Genomic DNA, 21,460 nt, shown 5'->3' on the forward strand with positions numbered 1-21,460 from the left:
TCAAAGCTGCTGGAGTTGCGAAAGCGTGAGCGGGGCAACGGCGTAATCGCCGCTGCCGTCGAGACCGGTGACCTCGGCGATTGCGTCGATGTGGCGCGACGAGCCGCGTCCCGCTATGAAGACGATCAGATCTATCGCCTCAGCGATGAGCCGGCGGGGAACGGTGACCACCGCTTCCTGGGCGAGTTGCTCAATGCGATAGAGAGCCGAGCGCGCGGAATTGGCGTGTACGGTAGCGATGCCGCCTGGGTGCCCGGTGTTCCATGCCTTCAGCATGTCGAGCGCTTCCGCGCCCCTCACCTCGCCCACGATGATGCGGTCCGGCCTGAGCCTCAGCGTCGAGCGCACGAGATCGGCAAGGGTGACCGAGCCCCGCCTTGTTCTCAGGGCAACGCAGTCCCTGGCCGCGCACTGCAGTTCGCGTGTGTCCTCGATCAGGATCACCCGATCGTCGCATTCGGCGACTTCAGCCAGCAGAGCGTTGGCGAGTGTTGTCTTCCCCGAGGAAGTGCCGCCGGCGATCAGCATGTTGCGCCGCTCGCGGACGGCCTTTTTCAGCGCATCGGCCTGCAGCGGCAGCATGATGCGTTCGGCAACATAGTCGGCCAGGGTGTAGACTTTCGCGGCGGGCTTGCGGATGGCAAAACATGGCGCCAACACCACAGGTGGCAGCAGGCCTTCGAAGCGTTCGCCAGACGGCAATTCGGCACTGACGATCGGGTTGTCGGCGTGCGCCTCGGCGCGCACGTGCGAAGCAACCAGGCGGATGATACGTTCTGCCTCGGACGGGTGCATGTGAACGTCGGTATCGACCCGACCTTCGCCTAACCGGTCGAGTCGCAGCGCGCCGTCGGGATTGACCATCACCTCGATGACGGACGGATCGGCCAGGGCTTCGGTGATTGCCGGACCCATGGCGGTGCGCAGCATGACACGCCGCCGGTGGTCGGCCTCGGGATGAGAGCTCATCCTTCCCCTCCCCCACCATTGTCTTTGCTAAGCGACTTTTTGCCGGAAGCGATCTGGCGGCCGACCTTCTCAACGAATTTCTCGAAACGCTCTTGGGCAATAGCCTGCGTTGCCCGATCCGGGACCGGCGTGTGGGCGTGAAGGGTGATCGAAAAGCGGATGAAGAGCGCCAGGCTCTCCAGGATCACCTCGGAATCGCGCCTGACGTGGGCAAGATCGCGGGAGAGCCGGTCAAGCCTTACGCCGTAGCGCCGATCGAACTCGCTCTCGCCACGCCGCTCGATGAACGCCTCGATCGCCTTCGCCACGATCGCTGATTTGGTCGTTGACGGATCGCGACTGAGGTTGTCCAGTTTCTCGCTGAGCTCCGGCTCAAGCAGAAACTGATGGCGAATGCGGTGCGGCTTCATGCGGCTCGTTCCGACGGCCCGGCGTTGCGCCGGCGACGGGAGAAGCATCGGCCAGACGCTCAAAATTGCTTATGGCCGTTATCTACGCTGAGGTGCGCTCTGCAACTCAGCGGACTTCAGAAGCCGGGAATGACATCGTCGCCCCTGCCCTCGTTGATACCGTAGGCGCGGGCCGCAGTGGAAATCCGATCCATGACACGCTTGTCCGCGAGCGCTTCGCTGTCATCGTCTGCGGGCTTGTACAGATCGGCCTGATCGGGCTCTTGAGAGACAACAACGTCTTCTTCGGGCAGGCTTGGATGGCGTTGCTGCTGAACGCCTCCCTCGTCTTCAACTGGCGCGTCGGCGCTTTCCTCGTCCGCAGCAAGTCGGCTATCGACGCTGCACACTTGTCCAGTCCAGCCGTCCGGGCGTGATGCAGGGCAGTCCGCATAGGGTCCGTCGTGCAGCACCGGCGCAGGCAGCACCCGATCTGTGAAATTCTGATCCTGATAATAGCGCAGCTTCTTGGCGCGGATCGGCGGCAACCCAGAAACCAGGACCAATTCGTCTGACGGCGGCAATTGCATCACCTCGCCTGGCGTCAGGAGCGGGCGCGCGGTTTCCTGGCGGCTCACCATGACATGTGAAAGCCAGGGCGCAAGCCGATGGCCCGCATAGTTGCGCATCGACCTAAGTTCGGTTGCGGTGCCGAGGGCATCCGAGATGCGCTTGGCCGTGCGTTCGTCATTGGAGGAAAAGGCAATTCGCACGTGGCAATTGTCGAGAATAGCATTGTTCTCGCCATAGGCCTTTGAAACCTGGTTCAAAGATTGTGCGATCAGATAGGAGCGAATGCCATAACCTGCCATGAAGGCGAGCGCCGTTTCGAAGAAGTCGAGGCGACCGAGCGCCGGAAACTCGTCCAGCATCATGAGCAGCTGATGCTTACGGCTCTTCTTCGGGTCCCCCTCCAGACGCTCCGTCAACCGCCTGCCGATCTGGTTCAAGATCAGTCGCACCAAAGGCTTGGTGCGCGAGATATCCGAAGGCGGCACGACCAGATAGAGCGACAGCGGTCGCTCTCCATCCACTAGGTCAGCGATGCGCCAGTCGCAGGACGAAGTGGCCGCCGCGACCGTTGGATCACGATAAAGCCCAAGAAAGGACATGGCGGTCGAGAGGACGCCTGAGCGCTCGTTTTCCGACTTGTTCAGGAGTTCGCGAGCCGCCGAGGCCACTACGGGATGGACCTGAGGGTTATGCCCCGTCCCGAGATGGTTTGTCGTCATCATCCGCCGTAGCGTTGCGGCAAACGAGCGTTGCGGGTCCGACAGGAAGGTGGCGACGCGGGCTAGCGTCTTGTCCTCTTCAGCGTAGAGCACGTGCAAAATGGCGCCAACTAGGAGTGAATGGCTGGTCTTCTCCCAGTGATTCCGTCGCTCCAGCGCGCCCTCGGGATCGACGAGGATGTCGGCGATGTTTTGAACGTCCCGGATCTCATCTGGGCCTTTGCGCACCTCCAGCAGCGGGTTGTAGCGTGCCGATCTCGGGTCGGTCGGATTGAACAGAAGGCAGTACGAGAATTTCGACCGCCAGCCGGAGGTCAACTGCCAATTTTCGCCTTTTATATCATGAATGATGGCAGACCCGGTCCAGGAAAGTAGCGTTGGAACAACCAGCCCCACGCCCTTGCCCGAACGCGTCGGCGCAAATGCCATGACGTGCTCCGGGCCGTCATGGCGCAGATAGCGATCGTTCAGCCTACCGAGGAAAACGCCCGCCGGCCGTAACAACCCTGCCGTCTCGACCTCATGAGTCGTGGCCCACCGTGAAGACCCATAGGTCGTAACCGACCCGCGCTGTCGCGCGCGCAAAAGCGAGCCTGCGATTGCGGCGGCACAGCCCAGGAATCCGCTGGCGCCTGCAAGCGTACCGGCTTTGTCGAAGACCTCCGGCGCATAAGCATCGAAGTGGAACCACCATTCAAACAGCTTCCACGGCTTGTAGATTGGCCAGCCGGCGAAGAGAAACCATGGTGCGCCGAGAGGCGTCTGGTAGGTCAGCATTTGAGCGCACCATTGGGTTGCCGTCCATACGCCGATAATGACAATTGCGCACACAACGGCGATCTGCCCGATCAGTAGCTTCGTAGGTGTCATCGGCTTGGCCCGCTGAACAACGCGACCTAGCATCGCGCGGTGCAGCCGGGACAGGAATGTTCCTCACATACGATTTGGGAGCAATGAACGACTTCCTACTATGCAGGTCGGTCAGCACGCGTGTTGCGCCTTCACGCGACACCATCCTCTCCATTCACCCTGAGGCCCGGCGCCGCCGACAGTTGCGTGACCGCTCCTCCGCAAAGTTATCTTCTGCGTTCAGGGAGCCAGGGCGCCTGGGCTGGCTGATGAACACCGTCCGCTCGCGCATGTGGGGTCGAATTGATTTGTGCCCAAGTGGAGGCAGGCTCATCATTCAACAGTTGCCGCAGTTCCCCTGGCTCGAACGCCATCATTGGTGGGGAGGCAGGCTCGTCTTCCAACAGTTGCCGCAGTTCCCCTGGCTCGAACGCCATCATCGGTGGGGAAGCGGGTTCATCCTCCAACAGCTGCCGCAGTTCCCCTGGCTCGAACGCCATCATCGGTGGGGAAGCGGGTTCATCCTCCAACAGCTGCCGCAGTTCCCCTGGCTCGAACGCCATCATTGGTGGGGAGGCAGGCTCGTCCTCCAACAGTTGCCGCAGTTCCCCTGACTCGAACGCCATCATTGGTGGGGAGGCAGGCTCGTCTTCCAACAGTTGCCGCAGTTCCCCTGACTCGAACGCCATCATTGGTGGGGAGTCAGGCTCGTCTTCCAACAGTTGCCGCAGTTCCCCTGGCTCGAATGCCATCATCGGTGGGGAGGCGGGTTCATCCTCCAGCAGCTGCCGCGGCTCTTCCTCGTGCGGCAAGCGCCTCCTTAGCCGGTCTTGCAGCGCCTGCCGATCGGCAACGAGGTTGTCGAGGGGCAGCGGCTCGTGGTCTGGCCGCTGCCCTTTCACCAATCGTTCAACCAGCGCCCACGTGCCCTCCAGGACAAATACGCCGCAATCATAATGGTTCGTCTGTCTGGCCATGGGGGCTGGCGCCAAGGTAGCATTCAGCAGTCCTGCGAGCTGTTTTGCAGGCACGTCGTTATATCCCTCTCGCTGGAGGGAGTCGTAGTGATAGGCGAACCGCCTTTCGGGGTCGCGGCGATCAACGAGCAGCAGCGACCAATGGGTGCCGGGGCTAGTAGCCGTGCCATTATTCACTGGCAAGAACAGGAAGTCGGCTGTGGCGTTGTTTTGATTATAGATGGACTGCAATATGCCTCGAGCGTCTTGCGGCGACGTGTGTCGCAGTAGATGGGATACGGAAGGATCCACCAGCCGAGTCCGGGCAGCGAGCGCCGGATTGATCCCCTGCAGTTGCCGCTCCAGCAAATTGTAATCTCTCTGGACATGGGCGTCGCTCAGCCATTCGGCGGCGCCGAGCACCCGCCCCGTTGCAACGTTGGACGGGGCTGTCGGATCGAGCGCCCCGATCTGAGCCCCAGAGGAACTGGTCGTCAGTGTGGTCACATCAACCAGTGGAAGGCCGCGGTAGGTGCCTGGCAGCTTAGCGGTTGCTGGCGAGGCGGGTTGGGGAGCTCTTGCCGGTGCCGCTGGCCCAGCTTCAGCAGCGGCCCCAACGCGCCTGGTGACTGCGTCTGCCGGATGAGCAGCAAGGACAGTTTCGCGCCCGAGCACAATGCGCGGCAGGATATCCCGGAGGTGAGCCAATGCAGAACCGATACTTAGTCTATTACCATAGGAGACAGCCTTGAAGCTCTCAACATCTTTATCCAGCGATTTGTCGTGAATCCGAGCGGCAATCCCAGGCTTGTTATTTTGACGCAGATACTGGCTAAAATGTCTAAGAAAATTTGTATAGCCGCCCACGGTATCTGGATTCCGTCCGGTCGCAGGCGCTGCCAGGTACTCCTTGGTCGAAGCGGCTCTGTAATCTCTAATGAGCTCGGCATCGTCAGGATAGGGGATCACGAGAGGGCGACCCATAATCGGGGCTCCGCTTGTCGACTTCTTGAGGTAACGCAGTGCGCCAGCCACGGTGGAGGAACCACCCGTACTCTCGTACTCCTTGAGATCCTGATCCAGCGACGAATGGTAAAGCCGAGCAGCAAACCCTGGCTTGTTGTTTTGAAGGAGCCACCGACTAAAGCCGAAAAGAGAATTTACATTGAAAGTGACCGTGTTCGCGCTGGCCTTACCCGCGTGGAATGCTGCCCTCAGCCCTTCGATAGCGGTCGCATCGTTGGAATAGACAGGACGCTTGTCGGAACCGTTGGGGACTACAATTGGACGATCCGGCTGCACTGTCGAGGACATCGAACCACCACCTCCGGGATGCGGTGCTGGGGTGGATTCGTGTTCATCCCTCTGCCTGACGAGCTGCGCCTCAGATTCCGGTGTAGCCACCTTATGAGGATCCTGCATCGGTTCGATCCCCTCCATCTCCTGCTGCAACCAAGCCAAAGCTTGGCGAGCGGCGGCTTCATCAACCGCGGAGGATGTCTCCACACCTCTGGCGGACGCCGGCAGAGCCTGCTCCGCCCGCCGTCGAAAGAGCTCTGGCGAGGCGGATTTCTCCGCCCACAATCTGGGCTGCGTAGCGAGTCCCCGTCCAGATTTATGTGGCACCGCCTCGCTTGGCAGCGGGCTGCTCCTGTCCCGTGCAGCTACCAGCCCCTCCGGGGCGCCCTGGTCGCCGTGGCGCCAGTTCAAGTGAGGGACGGCCTCTCCAAAGTCGGGTGCTTGGTGTTGGTGCGCGGTTGGGGCGAGAGACAATGGTAGATCGGTGCCCTCCTTATAACCTACCGGCAGGAGCTCCTCTGGCCAATCGAATCCCTGCTGTGGTGCGGTATGCTGAGCAGCGTCGCCACGGGGACGAGCCTCCATGCTGACCGCGTTTTCCAGATGACTCCCGAGTATAACGCGCGGCGGGTGCTTGCGGATATAAACCAGTGCAGATTCGATCGGAGCTCCACGAGTAGAGGAGGCGGCCTTGTAGCTCTCAACATCTTTATCCAGCGATTCATCGTAAATCCGGCCCGCAATCCCGAGCTTGTCATTTTGACGTAGGTAATGACTGAAATGGTTAAGAGCAGTTGCGTAGCCGCTCGCGGATCTGAAATGTCTAGTGAGCGCGGCGTCGTCAGGATGGGGGTTCAGGACAGCGCGACCCACAATCGGGGCGGCTCCGCCTATCGGCTTCATCAGTTGACGCAGTGCGCCAGCCACTGTGGAGGAACCACCCCTACTCTCGTACTCCTCGAGATCCTGGCTCAGCGACGGATGGTAAAGCCGAGCAGCAAACCCTGGCTTTTTGTTTTGAAAGAGCCAACGACTAAAGCCGAAAAGAGAATTTGCGCTGCGAGTGACCGTGTCCGGCCTGGCTTTACCCGCAAGGAGTGCAGACTTCAGCCCTTCGATGGCGGTGGCATCGTTGGAATAAACAGGACGCTTGTCGGCACCGTCGGGGGCCACAATTGGACGATCCGGCTGCACTGTCGAGGGCATCGACCCATCGAGATGCGGCGCTGGGGTGTATTCGTGCTCATCCCCCTGCATCGCGAGCTGCGCCTCCCGTTCCGATGTACCCACCTGATGGGCAGGGAGTTGCATCATCGCGCGAGCGCCTGAGTCACCAACCTGACCTGGTTGCCGCTCAGTGACAGCATGCTGCAGATTGCTTTGGATCCTCTGCCTCTTCGTTGGTCTCAACTCACCTTTGCCATGCGAGCCATTGACGAGGACATCCTCGCCTGGTGCACTCATCAACTCATCCGCCGCCTGCAATTCGCCCAAGTGCTGCTCAAAACCGGCTTGGCCGGCTTGTCCGCTTGCTCGTGCGGTACGGCGTGCTGCACCTGCAGCCAAGCTGCTACGATGAATGTCCAGTTTGTACGGGTGCACGCTAGCCTCACTTCCACAGATCACATGAGCAACCTACTCAGGCAAGCTTTCGAAAGGCTGACGAGGTCCGCCGCCGCGGAAGGCGAAGGCTGGTTTTCTGCTCAGCGGTTGACGGCCTAGCGTGTTGCGGCCGCGCCGGGTATCACGCCAATCAATCTGAATAGTCGATGCGTCAAACGAACCAGGATAGGATTTTCGTAGCGGGGCTGCTCTACTCACTCTTGTCCTGAGGTAGAATTCAACCATATCGCCGAGCAACTGGATGCCGATTGGATACCCGATCCGGAAAGCTTCAGCTCATATGTGACGCGAGGATGAGAATCGTGGCAGCTCCAGACCGACGGGCTGCCACCCACAGCGGCGATGACCGACGAGGGTCTTCTATTGCCAAGGTAATCGTCCGTTCGGGGACCTATGTGTTCCTATGCTCGTCGAGCGGATCGGGTGGGTCGCACCGCCGTAGCGTTACGGCGAGCGGAAGCGGCGTTGGGTGCGGCTTTTCCCCTGAACGCTTCACACCAGGCTGATAGGGGATCTTGCAATCGCACACACGCGGTCTGCAGGCGTGCCTATCAAGCAGTTTGCTCAGACCAACGTCGCGGCGAGCCTATCCTCAATACGCAGCGCAAGTCCTAGACTCCACGATCGTCCTTCGGTGCAGATTTGCTCGCGCCTCGCCCTGATTACAGCCGATAAGGCGAGCTAACAATTGCAAGAGCCACAAGCTACTCCAGCTCGATCGGTTTGCTGTTCCAGTCGGGCGGGGTCTGACCGAGAATGTTGCGAACGAAGAAGTCTAGGAGTTTGCGCTCGGTGTAGGTGCCTAGAGTATGGTGATTGGCACCAGGAACGTAGACAATGTCAAAATCTTTTCCTGCCTTGATGAGTCGATCGGCAAGCTGGAACGAGCAAAACGGATCGACATTATCATCCATTTCGCCGACCGCGATCATCAGCTTGCCCTGCAGCCTGTGAGCATTGTCAACGGCGGAGGATTGCGAATATTCAATGCCGACCGGCCACCCCATCCACAGTTCATTCCACCAGGTCTTGTCTATCCTGTTGTCGAAGCAGCCGTTTTTGGCGACGGCGACCTTGTAGAAATCGGGGTGAAAGAGCAGCGCGCTGACTGCACTCTGGCCGCCGGCGGATGCGCCAAAAATGCCGACGTTGGATATGTCGTACCATGGATATTGCGCGGCCGCCGCCTTGTGCCACAGAATGCGATCGGGAAATCCTGCGTCCTTCAGATTCTTCCAAGCAACATCATGGAAGGCGCGGGAGCGGTTGTTGGTGCCCATGCCGTCGATCTGAGCAACGACGAAGCCCAGCTGCGTGAGCGGCTCTGTCCACCGCGAGAAGGATTTTGGGACGAAGGAGCCGTGGGGTCCAGCATAGATATTCTCCACAACCGGGTATTTCTTCGTCGGGTCGAAGTTGGCTGGCAGGTGGAGCACACCCCAGATGTCAGTTTTGCCGTCGCGCCCCTTGGAATGGAAACTGAGCGGCGGCTGCCAGCCTGCGGCGACGAGCTCGGAAATGTCGGCCGTCTCGATCTGCTGGAGCTTGGCATTGTCGCTGGCGCGGTAGAGTGCCATGCGCGGGGGCAGATCGATGCGTGACCAGAGATCGACATAATAGCGCCTGTCAGGCGAGAACTCGATATGGTGGTTGGCCGGTTCGGGCGTCAGTGCAGTCAGTCCCTTGCCGTCAAAGCCGATGCGGTAAGCATGGACCCAATAGGGGTCCTCCTGCGAGTTCATCCCGCTCGCCTCGAACCAGATCTGACGCTTCACCGGATCGACATGGTTGACCCTCCGGACGACCCACTCACCTCGGGTGATCTGGTTTTCGAGCGCGCCTGTCCGGCCGTTGAAAAGATACAAATGCTCATACCCGTCGCGCTCTGATGCCCAGATGATCTCCTTCCCGTCATCGACATCGTAACGGAAGATTTTTCCGGCATCCTCCTGGCCATGCCCCAGCGGCAAATAATCCACGAATGTCTCGCTGGTCTCATCGATCAGGGAGCGCCCGCGGCCCGAGGCGGCGTCTACCTCGACCAAGCGATAGAGCTGATGCCCGCGCTGGTTATATTCGAAAGTGAAGCCGCGGCTGTCCGCCCACCACCGGAGAGGGGAAAGTTCGAAGACGTTCGAGAAGAGGGCACCGTCAATCACGATCTGGCGCCGGCCGGCAATGTCGAACAGGACTGGTTGGGGCAGCGGAAGGACATCGCCCGGCCTGGGATAGAATATTGTTGAATATTCCCGCTCCAACTGGTCCGTCGATGAATTGAGGTAGCGGACCTCTCGCCTATAGCCGGGGCGAACAAGGTAAGCGGCGAGGTGGCGCGAGTCCGGCGACCAGCTCAGCGTCGAAAAGACGTAGCAATTGCCTTCGGCTCCGTCCCGGCTCAGAGGAACATCCTGCAATCCGTCCTCGCTGCGCAGGAAAACGTTGCAGTTCTTGATATAGGCGATCCATTTGCCGTCGGGCGACGCGTTGCTCTTGTCGGGGTTGTTCTCCGCTGGCGGCGTGTAGCGGTGGCTGAGCTCCCTACGGTCCCCTTTCCTTGCATCGAATGTGGTGCTGGTACAGTCATAGCTTGCAAGGTCGCAGCTCCACCGGGTGTCTTCAATCTGGAAGTCGAGCCTGCGACCATCCTCACTCAGTTCGAAACGGTCGAACGGAAGATTGCCGGCTTGATAGCTCTCATGGCTCACCTTGTTTAGCGCTGCCGCCAGACGCGCCTGATCGAAAGCGGGCCGCTTGAAACCCGTGGCAGCATCGACCTGCATGAACTGCTGCTCGCCGTGGCTAGTCCGGCGGTAGACGAAGGCTTCACCCCCGGTCAGCCAGAAAGGCATTTTGGGGACATTGACAGTGAGCCCGCCATATCGATCGTTGATCGTAAGTGCGCGCTTGAAATCGGCCGGCGCTAGCGTCGGGTGTAAACTTTTCGAACCCTTGGCCAGCGTCTGAGTTGCCGATCGCCATGCCGCGCGCGTCAAAGCGCCGATCCTGGACATACCTGTTCACTTCTTTCGGTTTTCGGAATGCTAATTTTGAAGTTGGGTTCTCGTCGCCGGTCTGCAGCAGCGCCGAGCGTCGCCTTGGAGGAGAGCCAGCACGCGGGTGCAGCCAGGCACGCGCAACAGGGGCGCTCCTTGGACATCCAGGCACTGGTTCGGGTGCCGATTGAAGAGTTGGCGTCCGTCGCCGAAACAACCAGGAAAGAGCGTCCATGCAGCCCTGACGCGACTATTTCCCCGCGAGTATGGCCGCTTGCTTTTCTGCATCATCTGAAAGGTCCTGCTCTAGTCGGGCCGGATGTCACCCCGGCAGATTGTGCTATTTCGACAATCTCCGAGCGATTGCCGCCGGCCCATGACGAGGTTTACCGATAGGGCGCAATATGCGTGCCAAAGGAAAAGCGGTTTAATACACGGCAATCCGCCTATGTCGCATCCCCAACATCGTCGCACACCGGACAATGCCGGACGATATTGTCCCGGGGCGTCAAATTGGTTTGATGGTGACCCAACAACTGGCGGATGACGATCTCGAAATGCGCGACAACGGCCTCGGTGGACACTGTCGCCGCGCCCAGCACGCTGGCCGCCTGCCCGGCGATGTCCGCGCCCAGGCGGATGGCCTTGGCCACGTCGACGCCATCGCGGATCCCGCCCGACGCGATCAGCTTCACCGTTGGCAGCGCCCGACGCACCGCCTGCACGCTGGTCAGGGTGGGAATCCCCCAATTGGCGAATGACATCGCCACTGCACGGTCGGCGGCATTGCGGGCGCGCTCGCCCTCCACTGCGGCCCAACTGGTGCCGCCGGCGCCGGCGACATCGATTACCGCCACGCCCGCCTCGACGAGCGCACAGGCCACCGAGGCGGACAGGCCGCCCCCACTTCCTTGGCCACGATCGGCACGCCCACGATGCGCGCGGCGCCAGCGATCAGCGCCAGGACGCCGCGCCAGTCGCGGTCGCCCTCCCGGCTGTACCGCTTCCTGCAGCGGATTGAGATGGACGATGAGCCCATCGGCCTCCAGCGCGTCCACCGCGCGACGCGCCAGGTCCAGGCCGTCGGCCTCCCGCAGTTGCGCGGCGCCGATATTGGCCAGCAAGGGAATGTCTGGCGCCAGGCGGCGCAGCGCGCGCGTTAGCCCCTGGGAGTTACGGGATTGCAGGCTCACACGCTGCGAACCGCACATGGCGATCCGCAAGGCTTGCGCTGCCTCGCTCAAATGCCGGTTGATGGCCTCGGCCCGTGGCATGCCGCCGGCCATAGAGCTGATCAGCAGCGGCGCGCGCATAGCCTTGCCCAGCAGCGAGGCGCGCAGGTCGATCTGCGTCAGGTCCAACTCGGGCAGTGCGCAGTGTTCGAAATGGATGTACTCCCAGCCAGCGGCCACCGTGGCCGGCGCCGTTCGCCGATCCAGCACCAGCGAAGCGCGCAGCTGAGCGCAGCCCTCGAATCCGGAGAGAACGCACGGTACGCCGTGCCCCAGCGCCTGCTCCACGGCGGCGAGCTGCTCCGGCGCGATCAGGCCAACGTCGTTGCAATCGTCTAGCCAGAACAGCAGCGCCAGTTCGCGATAGAACGCCACGATCAGCGTTTCGTTCTGCGGATCACGGCCGGTGCGGGCGCTGGTGTCGCGCAGGCTCGGGTGAATGCGTTGCAGGATTGGGGGACGCGTGACGCAGTCAAAGCTCCCCTTGCCAAGCACGGAGCAGGCGAGTGAGAGAGCAGATGAATAGGCGTGTCGCCAATATTTTCGCATTGCTATAATCGATTATAGTTGTGAGGAGCAATTTGAGACCATTTACTTGCGGCTCAAGTCACCCATAAAAGAAGGCAAGCACCGATTCGGTAGCTTATCCCCTGTCTTTCGCGTACTCGCGGCCGTGGCGCCGGGTGAACGATTGAAGACCGCCGGTCTCACTCGCAGGTGGGCGCCAGGGCGTGGGACGGTTGGCAAGCCACAGGAGTAGGACAATGTCGAAGGATTCGGGTAAGGGCGATAATCACGGCGGCGGGCCGGGCAAGATCGAGATCACGATGGTGGTGAACGGCCAGCCCACGCAGGTCGAAGCCAATCCCAACCAGCCGCTTCACGTCATTCGTACCAAAGCCCTTGAGAACACGCAGAATGTCGCCCAACCAGCCGAGAATTGGGAATTGAAGGATGAGGCCGGCAACTTGCTCGACGTCGACAAGAAGCTTGGCGATTTCGGTTTCCCGAATACTGTGACCCTGTTCCTCAGCCTGAAGGCGGGCGTCGCAGGTGCCTAAACCCCAAAGTGTGGATCCGGAGGTCTCCCGAGCGAAGTTTGATCGGGAGATCGGCCGGTTCCGGCCATATGCTGATGTCTATCGGGCTCAGGGCTGCTTCTTGATCGAGGCGACCTTTCCGCGCGCTTTCTTCATTTTCGCAAGCCTCAAGTTAAAACCACGGGTGATCAGCGCAGCGAGCGAGGTCGACTTCACCGACTACGACTTAAGACCACCGTCCGTGGTCTTCGTCGATCCGTTTACGCGTCATCCGATTGCCCGGAAAGATCTATACCTGAAAATGCTTAGACGTCCGCCGCTGCCCGGAACGCCGCCGGAGATGATAGGAGCTCTCATCCAGCAGAACGCCGTGCCGCTGACGGACTTCATCCAGGCCAACAGTCCCGAGGACGAACCATTCCTGTGCATGGCGGGCGTCCGGGAATACCACGACAATCCAGCCCATTCAGGTGATCCATGGCTACTTCATCGGGGTTCTGGCGAAGGCTGTTTGGCCTTCATCCTGGACAAGATCATCAAGTACGGAATCATTCCTATAGAGCAGTTGCAGATTCAACTCCCACCGGCAATCGTAGGAATGGTGGTATCCCCTCAGGCGATACAAGAATGACTGGTTTGAGAGATGTAACGATCGTGACTCTCCCGCGCGGCTGCATCTCGACCACGCATGGGCATCTGCGCTCAGTTGGTCGCGAAGGCAATGAGGGGATGGCGCTCTGGGTCGGCGTTCAGCAAGACCGGCACTTTGCCGTAACAGAGACGGTTATCCCGGCGCAGCGTCACATTCGGACAAACGATGGCGTTTGCGTGATCGTTGCGGCCGAAGAACTGCACCGGCTCAATGTCTGGCTCTACAAAAGCGGCCTGAAACTCTTGGCCCAGATTCACAGCCATCCGGGCCGCGCCTACCATTCGACGACGGACGACGCTTATGCGGTTGCTACCACGGTTGGGTGTCTGTCGCTGGTAGTGCCGAATTTCGCCCGCGAGCCTTTCGATTTTGCTCGGGTCGCCGCCTATCGGCTTGACGAAAAGGCCAAATGGAATGCGCTCCCTCCCGCGGCACTGTCGCGAATGATCATGATATCGAGTTGAACAATGGCATTCGCTAACTTCATCGATCGTGCCGCCACGGCGGCATCTCAGGTCCTGGCCGATTTTCATCTGGGAGACTTCAAAGCAGCTCTTGAAAAGCAGGTCGTGGCAGTCGCCTTCGACCATCAGGCCGCTTCCTGCGCCGAAGGCCAGGCGACACTAGATCTTGCGGTGAGATTGCTCGCTAGGCTCTACCCGGTTCTGGCGATACTCCCGCTGGACAGCGCGGCGAGCTCTCAAGCCCAAGCGCTGGAGCGCTTGGCAAAGTCGATCAATCCAAAAGTCGGCATCCGGCGTTCCGGCAAGTCTGCCACCGTCTGCGTCGTTGCAGGGGTAACGCGCCCATCACTCCGGTGCCCGATCTTTTTCGTGGGATCGGACGGTTGGGCGGCAAAGCTGTCGCGTACGGACCCGGTGGGCTCTGGCCCAAGTCTGCTGCCTTTTGGAGCTGGCGCCGCCAGTTGCTTCGGCGCCGCCAACGTCTTTCGAACTATCTTCGCCGCCCAGTTGACCGGCGCCGAGTTGGACGAAACCATCGACCTCTCGCTATGCAGCTACGACAAGACCAAAGCCGGGGAGGCTGGCCCGATCGACTTCCCAGTCGACCTTGGCGAAACCCACCTCGTTGGGCTCGGTGCGATAGGCCATGGCTCGCTTTGGGCGCTAGCGAGACAACCCGATCTCAAGGGTCGTCTGCATGTAATCGATCACGAAGCGATCGAACTCTCAAACCTGCAGCGCTACGCATTGGCCGGCCAGGCGGAGATTGGTATGTCCAAGGCGGTTCTTGCAGCCACCGCCCTTAGATCGACTGGCCTTGAGGTCGAGGCGCACCCTCTGACGTGGGCAGAATATGTTGCGCGCCGGGGCAATTGGGTCTTAGACCAAGTGGGTGTGGCGCTTGACACCGCCGCCGACCGTCTGGCTGTCCAAGGTGCACTGCCGCGATGGATCGCAAACGCTTGGATGCAGGAGCACGATCTCGGTATCTCCCGGCATGGTTTCGATGACGGCCAGGCTTGCCTTTGTTGCATGTACCTGCCATCCGGAAAATCCAAGGACGAGCACCAGCTGATTGCCGAGGAACTCGGAATACCGGAAGCACACGAGCAGGTGAAAACGCTCCTGCAGACAAATGCCGGAGTTCCCAACGACTTTGTAGTTCGCGTGGCTACAGCGATGGCTGTGCCGTTTGAACCGCTAGCCCCGTTTGTCGGCCAGCCCCTGCGCTCCTTTTATCAGCAGGCTATCTGCGGCGGTCTGGTGTTCCAGCTTAGCGAAGGAAGTCGCCGCGTTCGAACTGTGGTTCCGATGGCCTTTCAGTCGGTGCTTGCCGGGATTATGCTTGCCGCGGATTTGGTCAAGCATAGTGCGGGGTTTCCCATGAGCCCGACGACGAGCACTCGGGTGAATCTTCTGCGCCCCCTTGGCTCTCACTTGCACGATCCGAAGGCCAAGGACTCCAGCGGCCGCTGCATCTGTAGCGACGACGATTTCATTGCCGCTTACAGGCGCAAATACGGAGCGCGTTGATCAGGTAAGCGATGTCTCGGCCGCCTAAGCAGACGCGCACCTCTCCGTAGACGCAGGGGGCGCGGCTTGTGGGCGTGACCATGGGCGCCATTATGACACGCTTGGCCCGCTCCTTTGCCGGCCTATCGTCCTCCGCGCATGATCCCGTGCCGACGTGATGATCCAGCACCAGCCGCCATGGCACCAGAGGCTGGTCAAACCTCCGTTGTTGGCCGGTTTGGACAGTGCTGCATCAGGTCTCGACCGACGTCTCGACAGTCAGGGCTGCTTCGACGGGTGTGAAGATGTCAACATCGACCCCAGGCGCCCGAATCGTCACAATCAGGGCGTACCGAGCCAGAGCGTCGACGCGTTCCAGGTAAGGCTTCTCCTTCCACCAGCCCCCGACCGGGAACACGCCGATCGCGTCACGCTCGGCGAGATCGGCGGCGCTGCCCGACCAGAAATCGGCGTGCAACGAGCCGCGATCGCGGAAGGTGCCGAGCAGCCACTCTTCTCCGCCTCCAGCAGGCGCCCCTTCCTCCTCGTCCCGAGCGGCCTGATTGATGCGGGCTCGGAATTCGTCGACTGTCTCGGTCGCTGACTTTACTCTGAACCGAAGACCATGGGACGCGTAACGATGCCGGCGGGTCCATCCGCGTTCACCGGGGTTGGGTTCGATGAAATAGGACAGCGTGACGCGGAGCTCGACCTGGGCAGCGCCGAGCGCCGCGAGCTGCTCCTTCGGCCAAGGCAGGCGATGCAGCTTCATGTCACGCGTTTTGGCAGCCGCGCCGCCCTCGCGCTGGAAAGGCTGAAGCTCATCTTCAACGATAAGCGTGAGGTCGTTCACCGTTGACAGAAGCGCGCGCCCAAGATCTGGCACGCCGTAACCATTGCGCCGCACGAGCGCCTGGATCTCGCCCTTCGCTCCGTTGCACGCATCGATGCGTGCGCGCATCGCCGGAGTCCATTCGGCCGAGTGGACGATCAGGGCGCGAACCGATTCAGGCCACAGCTCGGGGCGCGCTGATAGAATTAGTCCCGCCATCCGTGCGGCATGGGCCGTTGCCGCGCTCGTATCTCCGAGGGTGGTGAAGTGGCGCAGTTCGGGTCGACAGAAAGTGGTCAATATCTGCAGATCGTCGATCGGCTCGCCGGGCAACACACCGTCATGGGCGAGATTGCCGCCTTCGAAGACGACCTCGGGCTTCACCGGCCACTGCCTGTCCCAAACGACCGAAGTGCGACTGCGCGGCGAGAGCTCGCCGACCGGCGCGATCGGAGCGTAGCCCGAAAAGTCGGTGTCAATGATATCGACCTTTTCTGTGAAAGCGCCGACCGTCAGCGCATTCCAGGCCTGAGAAGGATCATCGACTGCTTCCAGATCGTTGCGCGTCAAATGCTCGGCCGGCATGAGGTCATCGCCGATGTTGCCGGCAGAGAGAACGATCAAGCGTCGCTGTTCCTCTTCGAAACAGAGTTGGTCGATAGCGGCAGACCACGATGTGGGCCTTCCACGCGCCGGACTGGCGCTTGTCACAGCCATTGCGATCGCGCGGCGGCGCTCCGGCGCCTGCACCTCGGCGCGGGCGATCGCTTCCGCGGTGATCGCGCCATAGAGTTCTGGATCGTTTGCCTCGTCTTCTGGCGGAAGGATACGAACACTCTCCAGCCGAAAGGGCAATGGAACTGGATCGCCTCCGACCAGGAGCGGGACCAGATCACCGTACAGGCCGACACCTGCCATTCGCGTCCCGTGGCCGCTCCACGCAGGTGTGTCGTCGCTGCCCCATGCCGGTTTGACGGTGTGCCAGTCTTAAACGGCAAGTGCGGGTTCGATCAACGGGTGGGTGCGACGCACGCCGCTGTCGAGAATGCAGACCGCAATATCGGATTGAGGCGGTCTGACGCGCCCGAGAAGCTCGTCGCTCCAGTCCCTTTGCTCCGCGCCGCCAAGGCCCAGGAAGAAGGACGGCGTATCCTTCGCGCGCCGCAGCTCGGCGACGACATCGCTGTGCGCAATCATGCGGTCGAGCATTGCCGTGCTGGCGAGGGCCAGCATGACCACCCGCTCCGGAAACCTAACCGCATGCGTGCGCAAAGTGATGTTCAGGGCTTCGGCAATGTGCTCGAAGTTCTCGCGGCGACCGTCGCGCAGCCAGACTTCCCACCACACCTGCTCGTCAGCGGCCTGGGGGAAGAGGTCGTCGTGGTCGGTAAACAACGATCGTGCAGTCGCCAGCCTGACTGTCTCCATGCGGGAGACGAGCGGCTCGTTGCGCGGTCTGCCGCGGTCAGTATCAACGTCTCGATACGCCTCGACTTTCCGCAAATAATAGGCTTGCGCGCTTTGCGGCAGGAACACCGACGCTGTGATGGGAGCACCGGGTTGAGTTGGCTCATGGACGGCGACCAGCTCCATGTGCTGGCGACGATCGGCCAACTGGTCGAGGGCCGCCCGTCCGGACATGGGCAGATCGATCGCGAGGTAAAAGCCAGGCGTGCCGACCGACAGCTGGGGGTCACGCGCCGCAATCTGCTGGCGTGCACTTTCGACCGCTTGTTCGATGGATTGCGTCAAGGCCGCAGCATGCGACGCCCGATCACGCGCCGGCAGCGGCGGTGCATGTATAAGTTGGTTGGGCCGCCGATAGGCTTCCCGAATGCCGTTGTTGCGAAGGTGGATATGGGCGCGGTCGCGCGGAAAATCGTCTGCCATTATGATCTGTGCTGTCGCTACTCAAACAGCGACGCCTGCCGGCGTTCCTTCAGAGCGTCGATGAGCGCTTCCGAGGTGATCCGCTTCCCCCCCCCGCAATATGATGGTTTTTGCAGCGTCGTCGGCCGCGCGCGTGATCTCGGCCTGCGACAGTCTCTCTGCCTGAGAGATCGCCTCGTTCCAGGCAAGCCCTCTGGTGTCGAAGCGGTCGAGTCGAGCCCGAAGCAGCGCCTCTATAATCGGCCGATCGGGCACGGCGTATTCGATGACATCGTCGAAACGGCGGAACAAAGCTCTGTCGAGCAGCTCGGGATGATTTGTTGCCGCAATAATCAGGCTGTGGCTGTCGTCTTGCTCGAGAAACTGCAGAAACGAATTCAGCACGCGCCGAATCTCGCCAACATCCTGGCGTTCGCCTCGACGCGCGCCGATGGCATCGAATTCGTCAAAGAAGTAGACGCCCCGCGTCGCCTGCATTGCATCAAAAACAAGCCGCAGCTTTCCGGCAGTCTCTCCCATGAACTTGGTGATCAAACCATCGAGGACGATCGTGAAAAGGGGCAGATGAAGCTCCCCGGCCAATGCCGATGCGGTCATCGTCTTGCCTGATCCTGGCGGGCCGACCAGAAGCAGTTTGCGACGGGGAACAAGCCCGTGCTCGCGCAAGCTTGCTTGTTGGCGCTGCTCTCCCAGCACGCGGTGCAGGCGCGAGCGCAGACTGTCCGGCAAAATCATGTCGGTCAGTCGCAGGTCCGGATAGCGCACATGCAGGAGCCCTGCGAGCTCGCCCTTTGGCTGAAAAAGGGGAACCGGCCGACTGCTCTTGACAATCCGGGCGTCCCTGCTCTTGGCTGCGTCGACCAGATCCTTGAGCTCCTGAGCAAGCTTACCATGGCCTTGACGTGCCTCATGCGCAGCAAGCTGCATCGCGATAGAGAGGAAACGATCCTCGTCGCCGGCAATGTGGCTTTTAAGCAGCGTCACGATATGGCGGGCCGTGGTCATGGCTCTCTTCTGGGGTATCCGTTTACTTGGCGAAGCGCATGCAACCTAAACGCTTTCAACGGCGATTTGTATCGCGCAATGGTGTTTTTTCTCTTGTCGATGTTCGCCCGTGGCAACTTCAGCGGTGAACTGTTGCGCCGCGGTCATAGGCCAGCCGGAATAACGCCGGCCAGCAGACAACAGTCCGCATCTTCGAGCGCTCGAAGTCTGGCCACTCACGCAGCGTGTCGGGTCCGAACGCTCCAAAGCCGCCCCGCCTGGCAGGTCCATGCGACCGATTGCGGGCGTGCGGCCATAAGGTCTACGCGGGCTCGCATGGCTGCCCGCGCCGCTGGCTAAAAAGCTGTACACCATCTCACGAAACACCAGGTCCGCTCCTTTGCCGGCCGACGGTCCATGAAATCCCCTCCCCACTTACGACACCGGAGACCTCCTTGCCCACATGGCGCTCAAGCACCGGCCGCCATGGCACCAGCGTGAACTCGCGCGACTTTTCAACGACGGCATATTTTCCGCTGGCAAGCTCGACGGAGCGGCGGAGCGTACCCTCTACTCGTCCTCCGGATCGCGCTTCGGCATAGGGCAGGCCAAGTTCCTCCGACAGTTGGCCAGCAACACGGTTCAGTTCTCGCTGGCGCAGGATCGAAAGCATGTTGGCTCGATAGACGATCCCATCCTGTTCTTTATGCGCGAGGCCTTGCGCGATCAGCCACTGCCGCCGGCGAGCTTGCGCCTCTCTCACGTCGCGGCCGAAGCCGGATCCGTGCAAAGGCTCGGGTCTATCGGCAACCAGCTCCCGGTCGAGCCAGGTGGCGCCGTTGAAGCTGACCTGTCGCTCCAGCGCCATTGAGGAGAGCTTGTCGGCAACGACAGGCTCGGCCCTGGCCCGCTGGCCCTCATAATTCGCGACGCGATCGAGATGGTCCGGCGCGATGAGCCAGGTGCCGTTCGGCTCTCGCTCGACGCCGCCGGTCGCGCGGCGGATCGCCTCCAGCCGCCGCACATGCGTTCGCGCAAAGCTCTCGGTGGCGGATGGGTCATGCTTCAGGTGCATATCGACGTCGTAACGGCCGCCATGCGCGGCGGCGATTTCGGCGATGGTACGATCGACCTGCCTCGGCTCGGTGTTCCTTGGCGCGACACGCACGATGCAGCCATTAGGCATCGTTTCCATCGCCTCGCCTCTACCGATGTTGATCCAATGGCTCTTACCGTCGACGGCGTCGACGATCATGTAATGGCGGTCATTGATCTCGTCGGCCAGTCCACGCGCGACAACGCGACCGACGAGAGACTGGACGGGCTCGCCGGATCGATCGTGGATCACCCAGTCGGCGGCCCTGCGGGCAAGCCCCTTGCCGGTCAGTTCGCGGTGCATGGTCTTGATGATGTCGCCGCGTTCGCCGGTGCGGCGCAGCGTGGCTTCGAGCTCATCGTCGAGGCGCCAGGAGCCAGCGCCGACCTCCGCGGCCAGACCCATCCGCTCGAGCTTGCGCAGCCGTCCCTGGTGCAGCGTCTGGCGAATGGCGTCGGGACCGCCCGGCGAGACCAGGCCGTCATCATCACGCATGCTGAGCAGCCGACGGTCGATGCTGGTGAAGCGTTCCTGCTCCATTTCCCGGCGCAGGCGAAGCTCAATCTCGCGGTCGGTTCGCGGACCGAGATCGAGGCTGACCAGCTCGGCCGCCCGCTCGCGGATGCCAGATGAGATATATTCGCGCGCGATGACCAGGTTCTCGCCACGGTCGTCCCTGCCACGGACGATGATGTGGCTGTGCGGGTGGCCGGTGTTGAAATGATCGACCGCGACCCAGTCGAGCTTCGTGCCGAGGTCTTCCTGCATCTGCGCCATGAGCCGCCGCGTCAGCGCCTTGAGGTCGTCGTACTCGATGCCGTCTTCGGCAGCGACGATGAAGCGGAACTGATGGCGGTCGCCGTCCGCGCGATCGATGAACGCCTTGCCGTCGACGCGGCCGCTGTCGGCGCCGTAGAGCTCGCCAGGTTCACCTTCGCGGGTGACCCCGTCGCGCTGAAGATAGCGTAGATGGGCACGCGCCCCGTCCGCGCCCTTGCCGGCGAGCTTGACGACCCGCGCCTTGACGATCACCCGGCGCTGGCGGAAGGCGGCATACCGGTCGCGCGATTTCAGCAGTGCGGCGGCCGCCCCGCCGCGCCCTGTCCGGCTTCCTGTGAAGCGACCACCGCGTTGCGGCCGGCCGCCAGCCCGGTTGATCGCCGCACGAACCTGGCCGGCATAGCGTTTGCCGGCCTTCGAGCCGCGCGACCCGATTTTGCCGAGCTTCGGCCTGAACTCGTCATCCTTAATGCGAGCCTCCCAGACATATCAAGCAAAATCAGACACTTACACGTCAAACCCTCTTGGCACCGGCGGCAGCCTCCCGGAAAAACGATGTGCAGACAAAGATTTAACCGCCTCCTGGAGGCGGTACCTTTATCTTGCCT

Annotated in this window: 10 protein-coding genes and 4 pseudogenes; 4 read left to right on the forward strand and 10 right to left on the reverse strand. The window is 61.3% G+C overall.

Going from position 1 to position 21,460, the window contains the following annotated elements:
- The 7 genes and pseudogenes from trbB to EN851_RS36780 all read right to left on the reverse strand — a co-directional run.
- Nucleotides 1-969 (reverse strand): P-type conjugative transfer ATPase TrbB, encoded by a 969-nt coding sequence (gene trbB, locus EN851_RS16085; RefSeq protein WP_024502850.1) that lies wholly within the window; start codon nucleotides 967-969, stop codon nucleotides 1-3.
- Nucleotides 966-1,379, reverse strand: coding sequence for a CopG family transcriptional regulator (locus tag EN851_RS16090; protein ID WP_095488561.1), 414 nt, complete (start codon nucleotides 1,377-1,379; stop codon nucleotides 966-968). The genes trbB and EN851_RS16090 overlap by 4 nt, the downstream gene beginning before the upstream one ends.
- Nucleotides 1,380-1,495: 116 nt before the next feature.
- Nucleotides 1,496-3,520: a conjugal transfer protein TraG gene (locus EN851_RS16095; RefSeq protein WP_024502848.1), complete on the reverse strand. Its 2,025-nt coding sequence runs from the start codon at nucleotides 3,518-3,520 to the stop codon at nucleotides 1,496-1,498.
- Nucleotides 3,521-3,726: 206 nt separating this feature from the next.
- A complete protein-coding gene (locus EN851_RS16100) occupies nucleotides 3,727-7,356 on the reverse strand; it encodes a Ulp1 family isopeptidase (RefSeq protein ID WP_245520749.1) in 3,630 nt (1,209 codons plus the stop codon).
- A 725-nt stretch (nucleotides 7,357-8,081) separates the two neighbouring features.
- Nucleotides 8,082-10,388: a S9 family peptidase gene (locus tag EN851_RS16105; protein WP_126080685.1), complete on the reverse strand. Its 2,307-nt coding sequence runs from the start codon at nucleotides 10,386-10,388 to the stop codon at nucleotides 8,082-8,084.
- 515 nt (nucleotides 10,389-10,903) lie between these two features.
- Nucleotides 10,904-11,827: pseudogene (fni, locus tag EN851_RS16110) on the reverse strand (type 2 isopentenyl-diphosphate Delta-isomerase); the annotation flags it as partial.
- A pseudogene (locus EN851_RS36780) lies at nucleotides 11,816-12,055 on the reverse strand (hypothetical protein); the annotation flags it as partial. The pseudogenes EN851_RS36780 and fni, both read right to left, overlap by 12 nt.
- Before the next feature lie 311 nt (nucleotides 12,056-12,366).
- On the opposite strand from EN851_RS36780, the gene EN851_RS16115 reads away from it, so the two are divergent.
- From EN851_RS16115 to EN851_RS16130, 4 genes are read left to right on the forward strand one after another with little or no spacing between them, the layout of a single operon-like run.
- Nucleotides 12,367-12,663: a DUF2604 domain-containing protein gene (locus EN851_RS16115; RefSeq protein ID WP_126057779.1), complete on the forward strand. Its 297-nt coding sequence runs from the start codon at nucleotides 12,367-12,369 to the stop codon at nucleotides 12,661-12,663.
- Complete coding sequence (locus tag EN851_RS16120) at nucleotides 12,656-13,273, forward strand: putative metal-binding protein (RefSeq protein WP_126057778.1); 618 nt, start codon at nucleotides 12,656-12,658, stop codon at nucleotides 13,271-13,273. Before EN851_RS16115 ends, EN851_RS16120 begins: the two co-directional genes overlap by 8 nt.
- The gene (locus tag EN851_RS16125; RefSeq protein WP_126057777.1) at nucleotides 13,270-13,758 is read left to right on the forward strand and encodes a Mov34/MPN/PAD-1 family protein; all 489 of its coding nucleotides are present in this window, start codon (nucleotides 13,270-13,272) and stop codon (nucleotides 13,756-13,758) included. The genes EN851_RS16120 and EN851_RS16125 overlap by 4 nt, the downstream gene beginning before the upstream one ends.
- A 3-nt stretch (nucleotides 13,759-13,761) precedes the next feature.
- Nucleotides 13,762-15,291 carry an E2 ligase fold family C protein gene (locus tag EN851_RS16130; protein WP_126057776.1) on the forward strand — a complete coding sequence of 510 codons (1,530 nt, stop codon included), beginning with the start codon at nucleotides 13,762-13,764 and terminating at the stop codon, nucleotides 15,289-15,291.
- A 232-nt stretch (nucleotides 15,292-15,523) separates the two neighbouring features.
- Here the strand turns inward: EN851_RS16130 and EN851_RS16135 are convergent.
- From EN851_RS16135 to rlxS, 3 genes and pseudogenes are all read right to left on the reverse strand, one after another.
- Nucleotides 15,524-17,992: pseudogene (locus EN851_RS16135) on the reverse strand (S8 family peptidase).
- Between the two features lie 17 nt (nucleotides 17,993-18,009).
- A pseudogene (locus EN851_RS16140) lies at nucleotides 18,010-18,997 on the reverse strand (ATP-binding protein).
- 355 nt (nucleotides 18,998-19,352) lie between these two features.
- Nucleotides 19,353-21,323 (reverse strand): relaxase/mobilization nuclease RlxS, encoded by a 1,971-nt coding sequence (gene rlxS, locus EN851_RS16145; RefSeq protein ID WP_024505648.1) that lies wholly within the window; start codon nucleotides 21,321-21,323, stop codon nucleotides 19,353-19,355.
- Nucleotides 21,324-21,460 lie beyond the last annotated feature (137 nt).

The sequence above is a fragment of the Mesorhizobium sp. M8A.F.Ca.ET.208.01.1.1 genome (genome assembly GCF_004791315.1).
Taxonomy (GTDB): domain Bacteria; phylum Pseudomonadota; class Alphaproteobacteria; order Rhizobiales; family Rhizobiaceae; genus Mesorhizobium.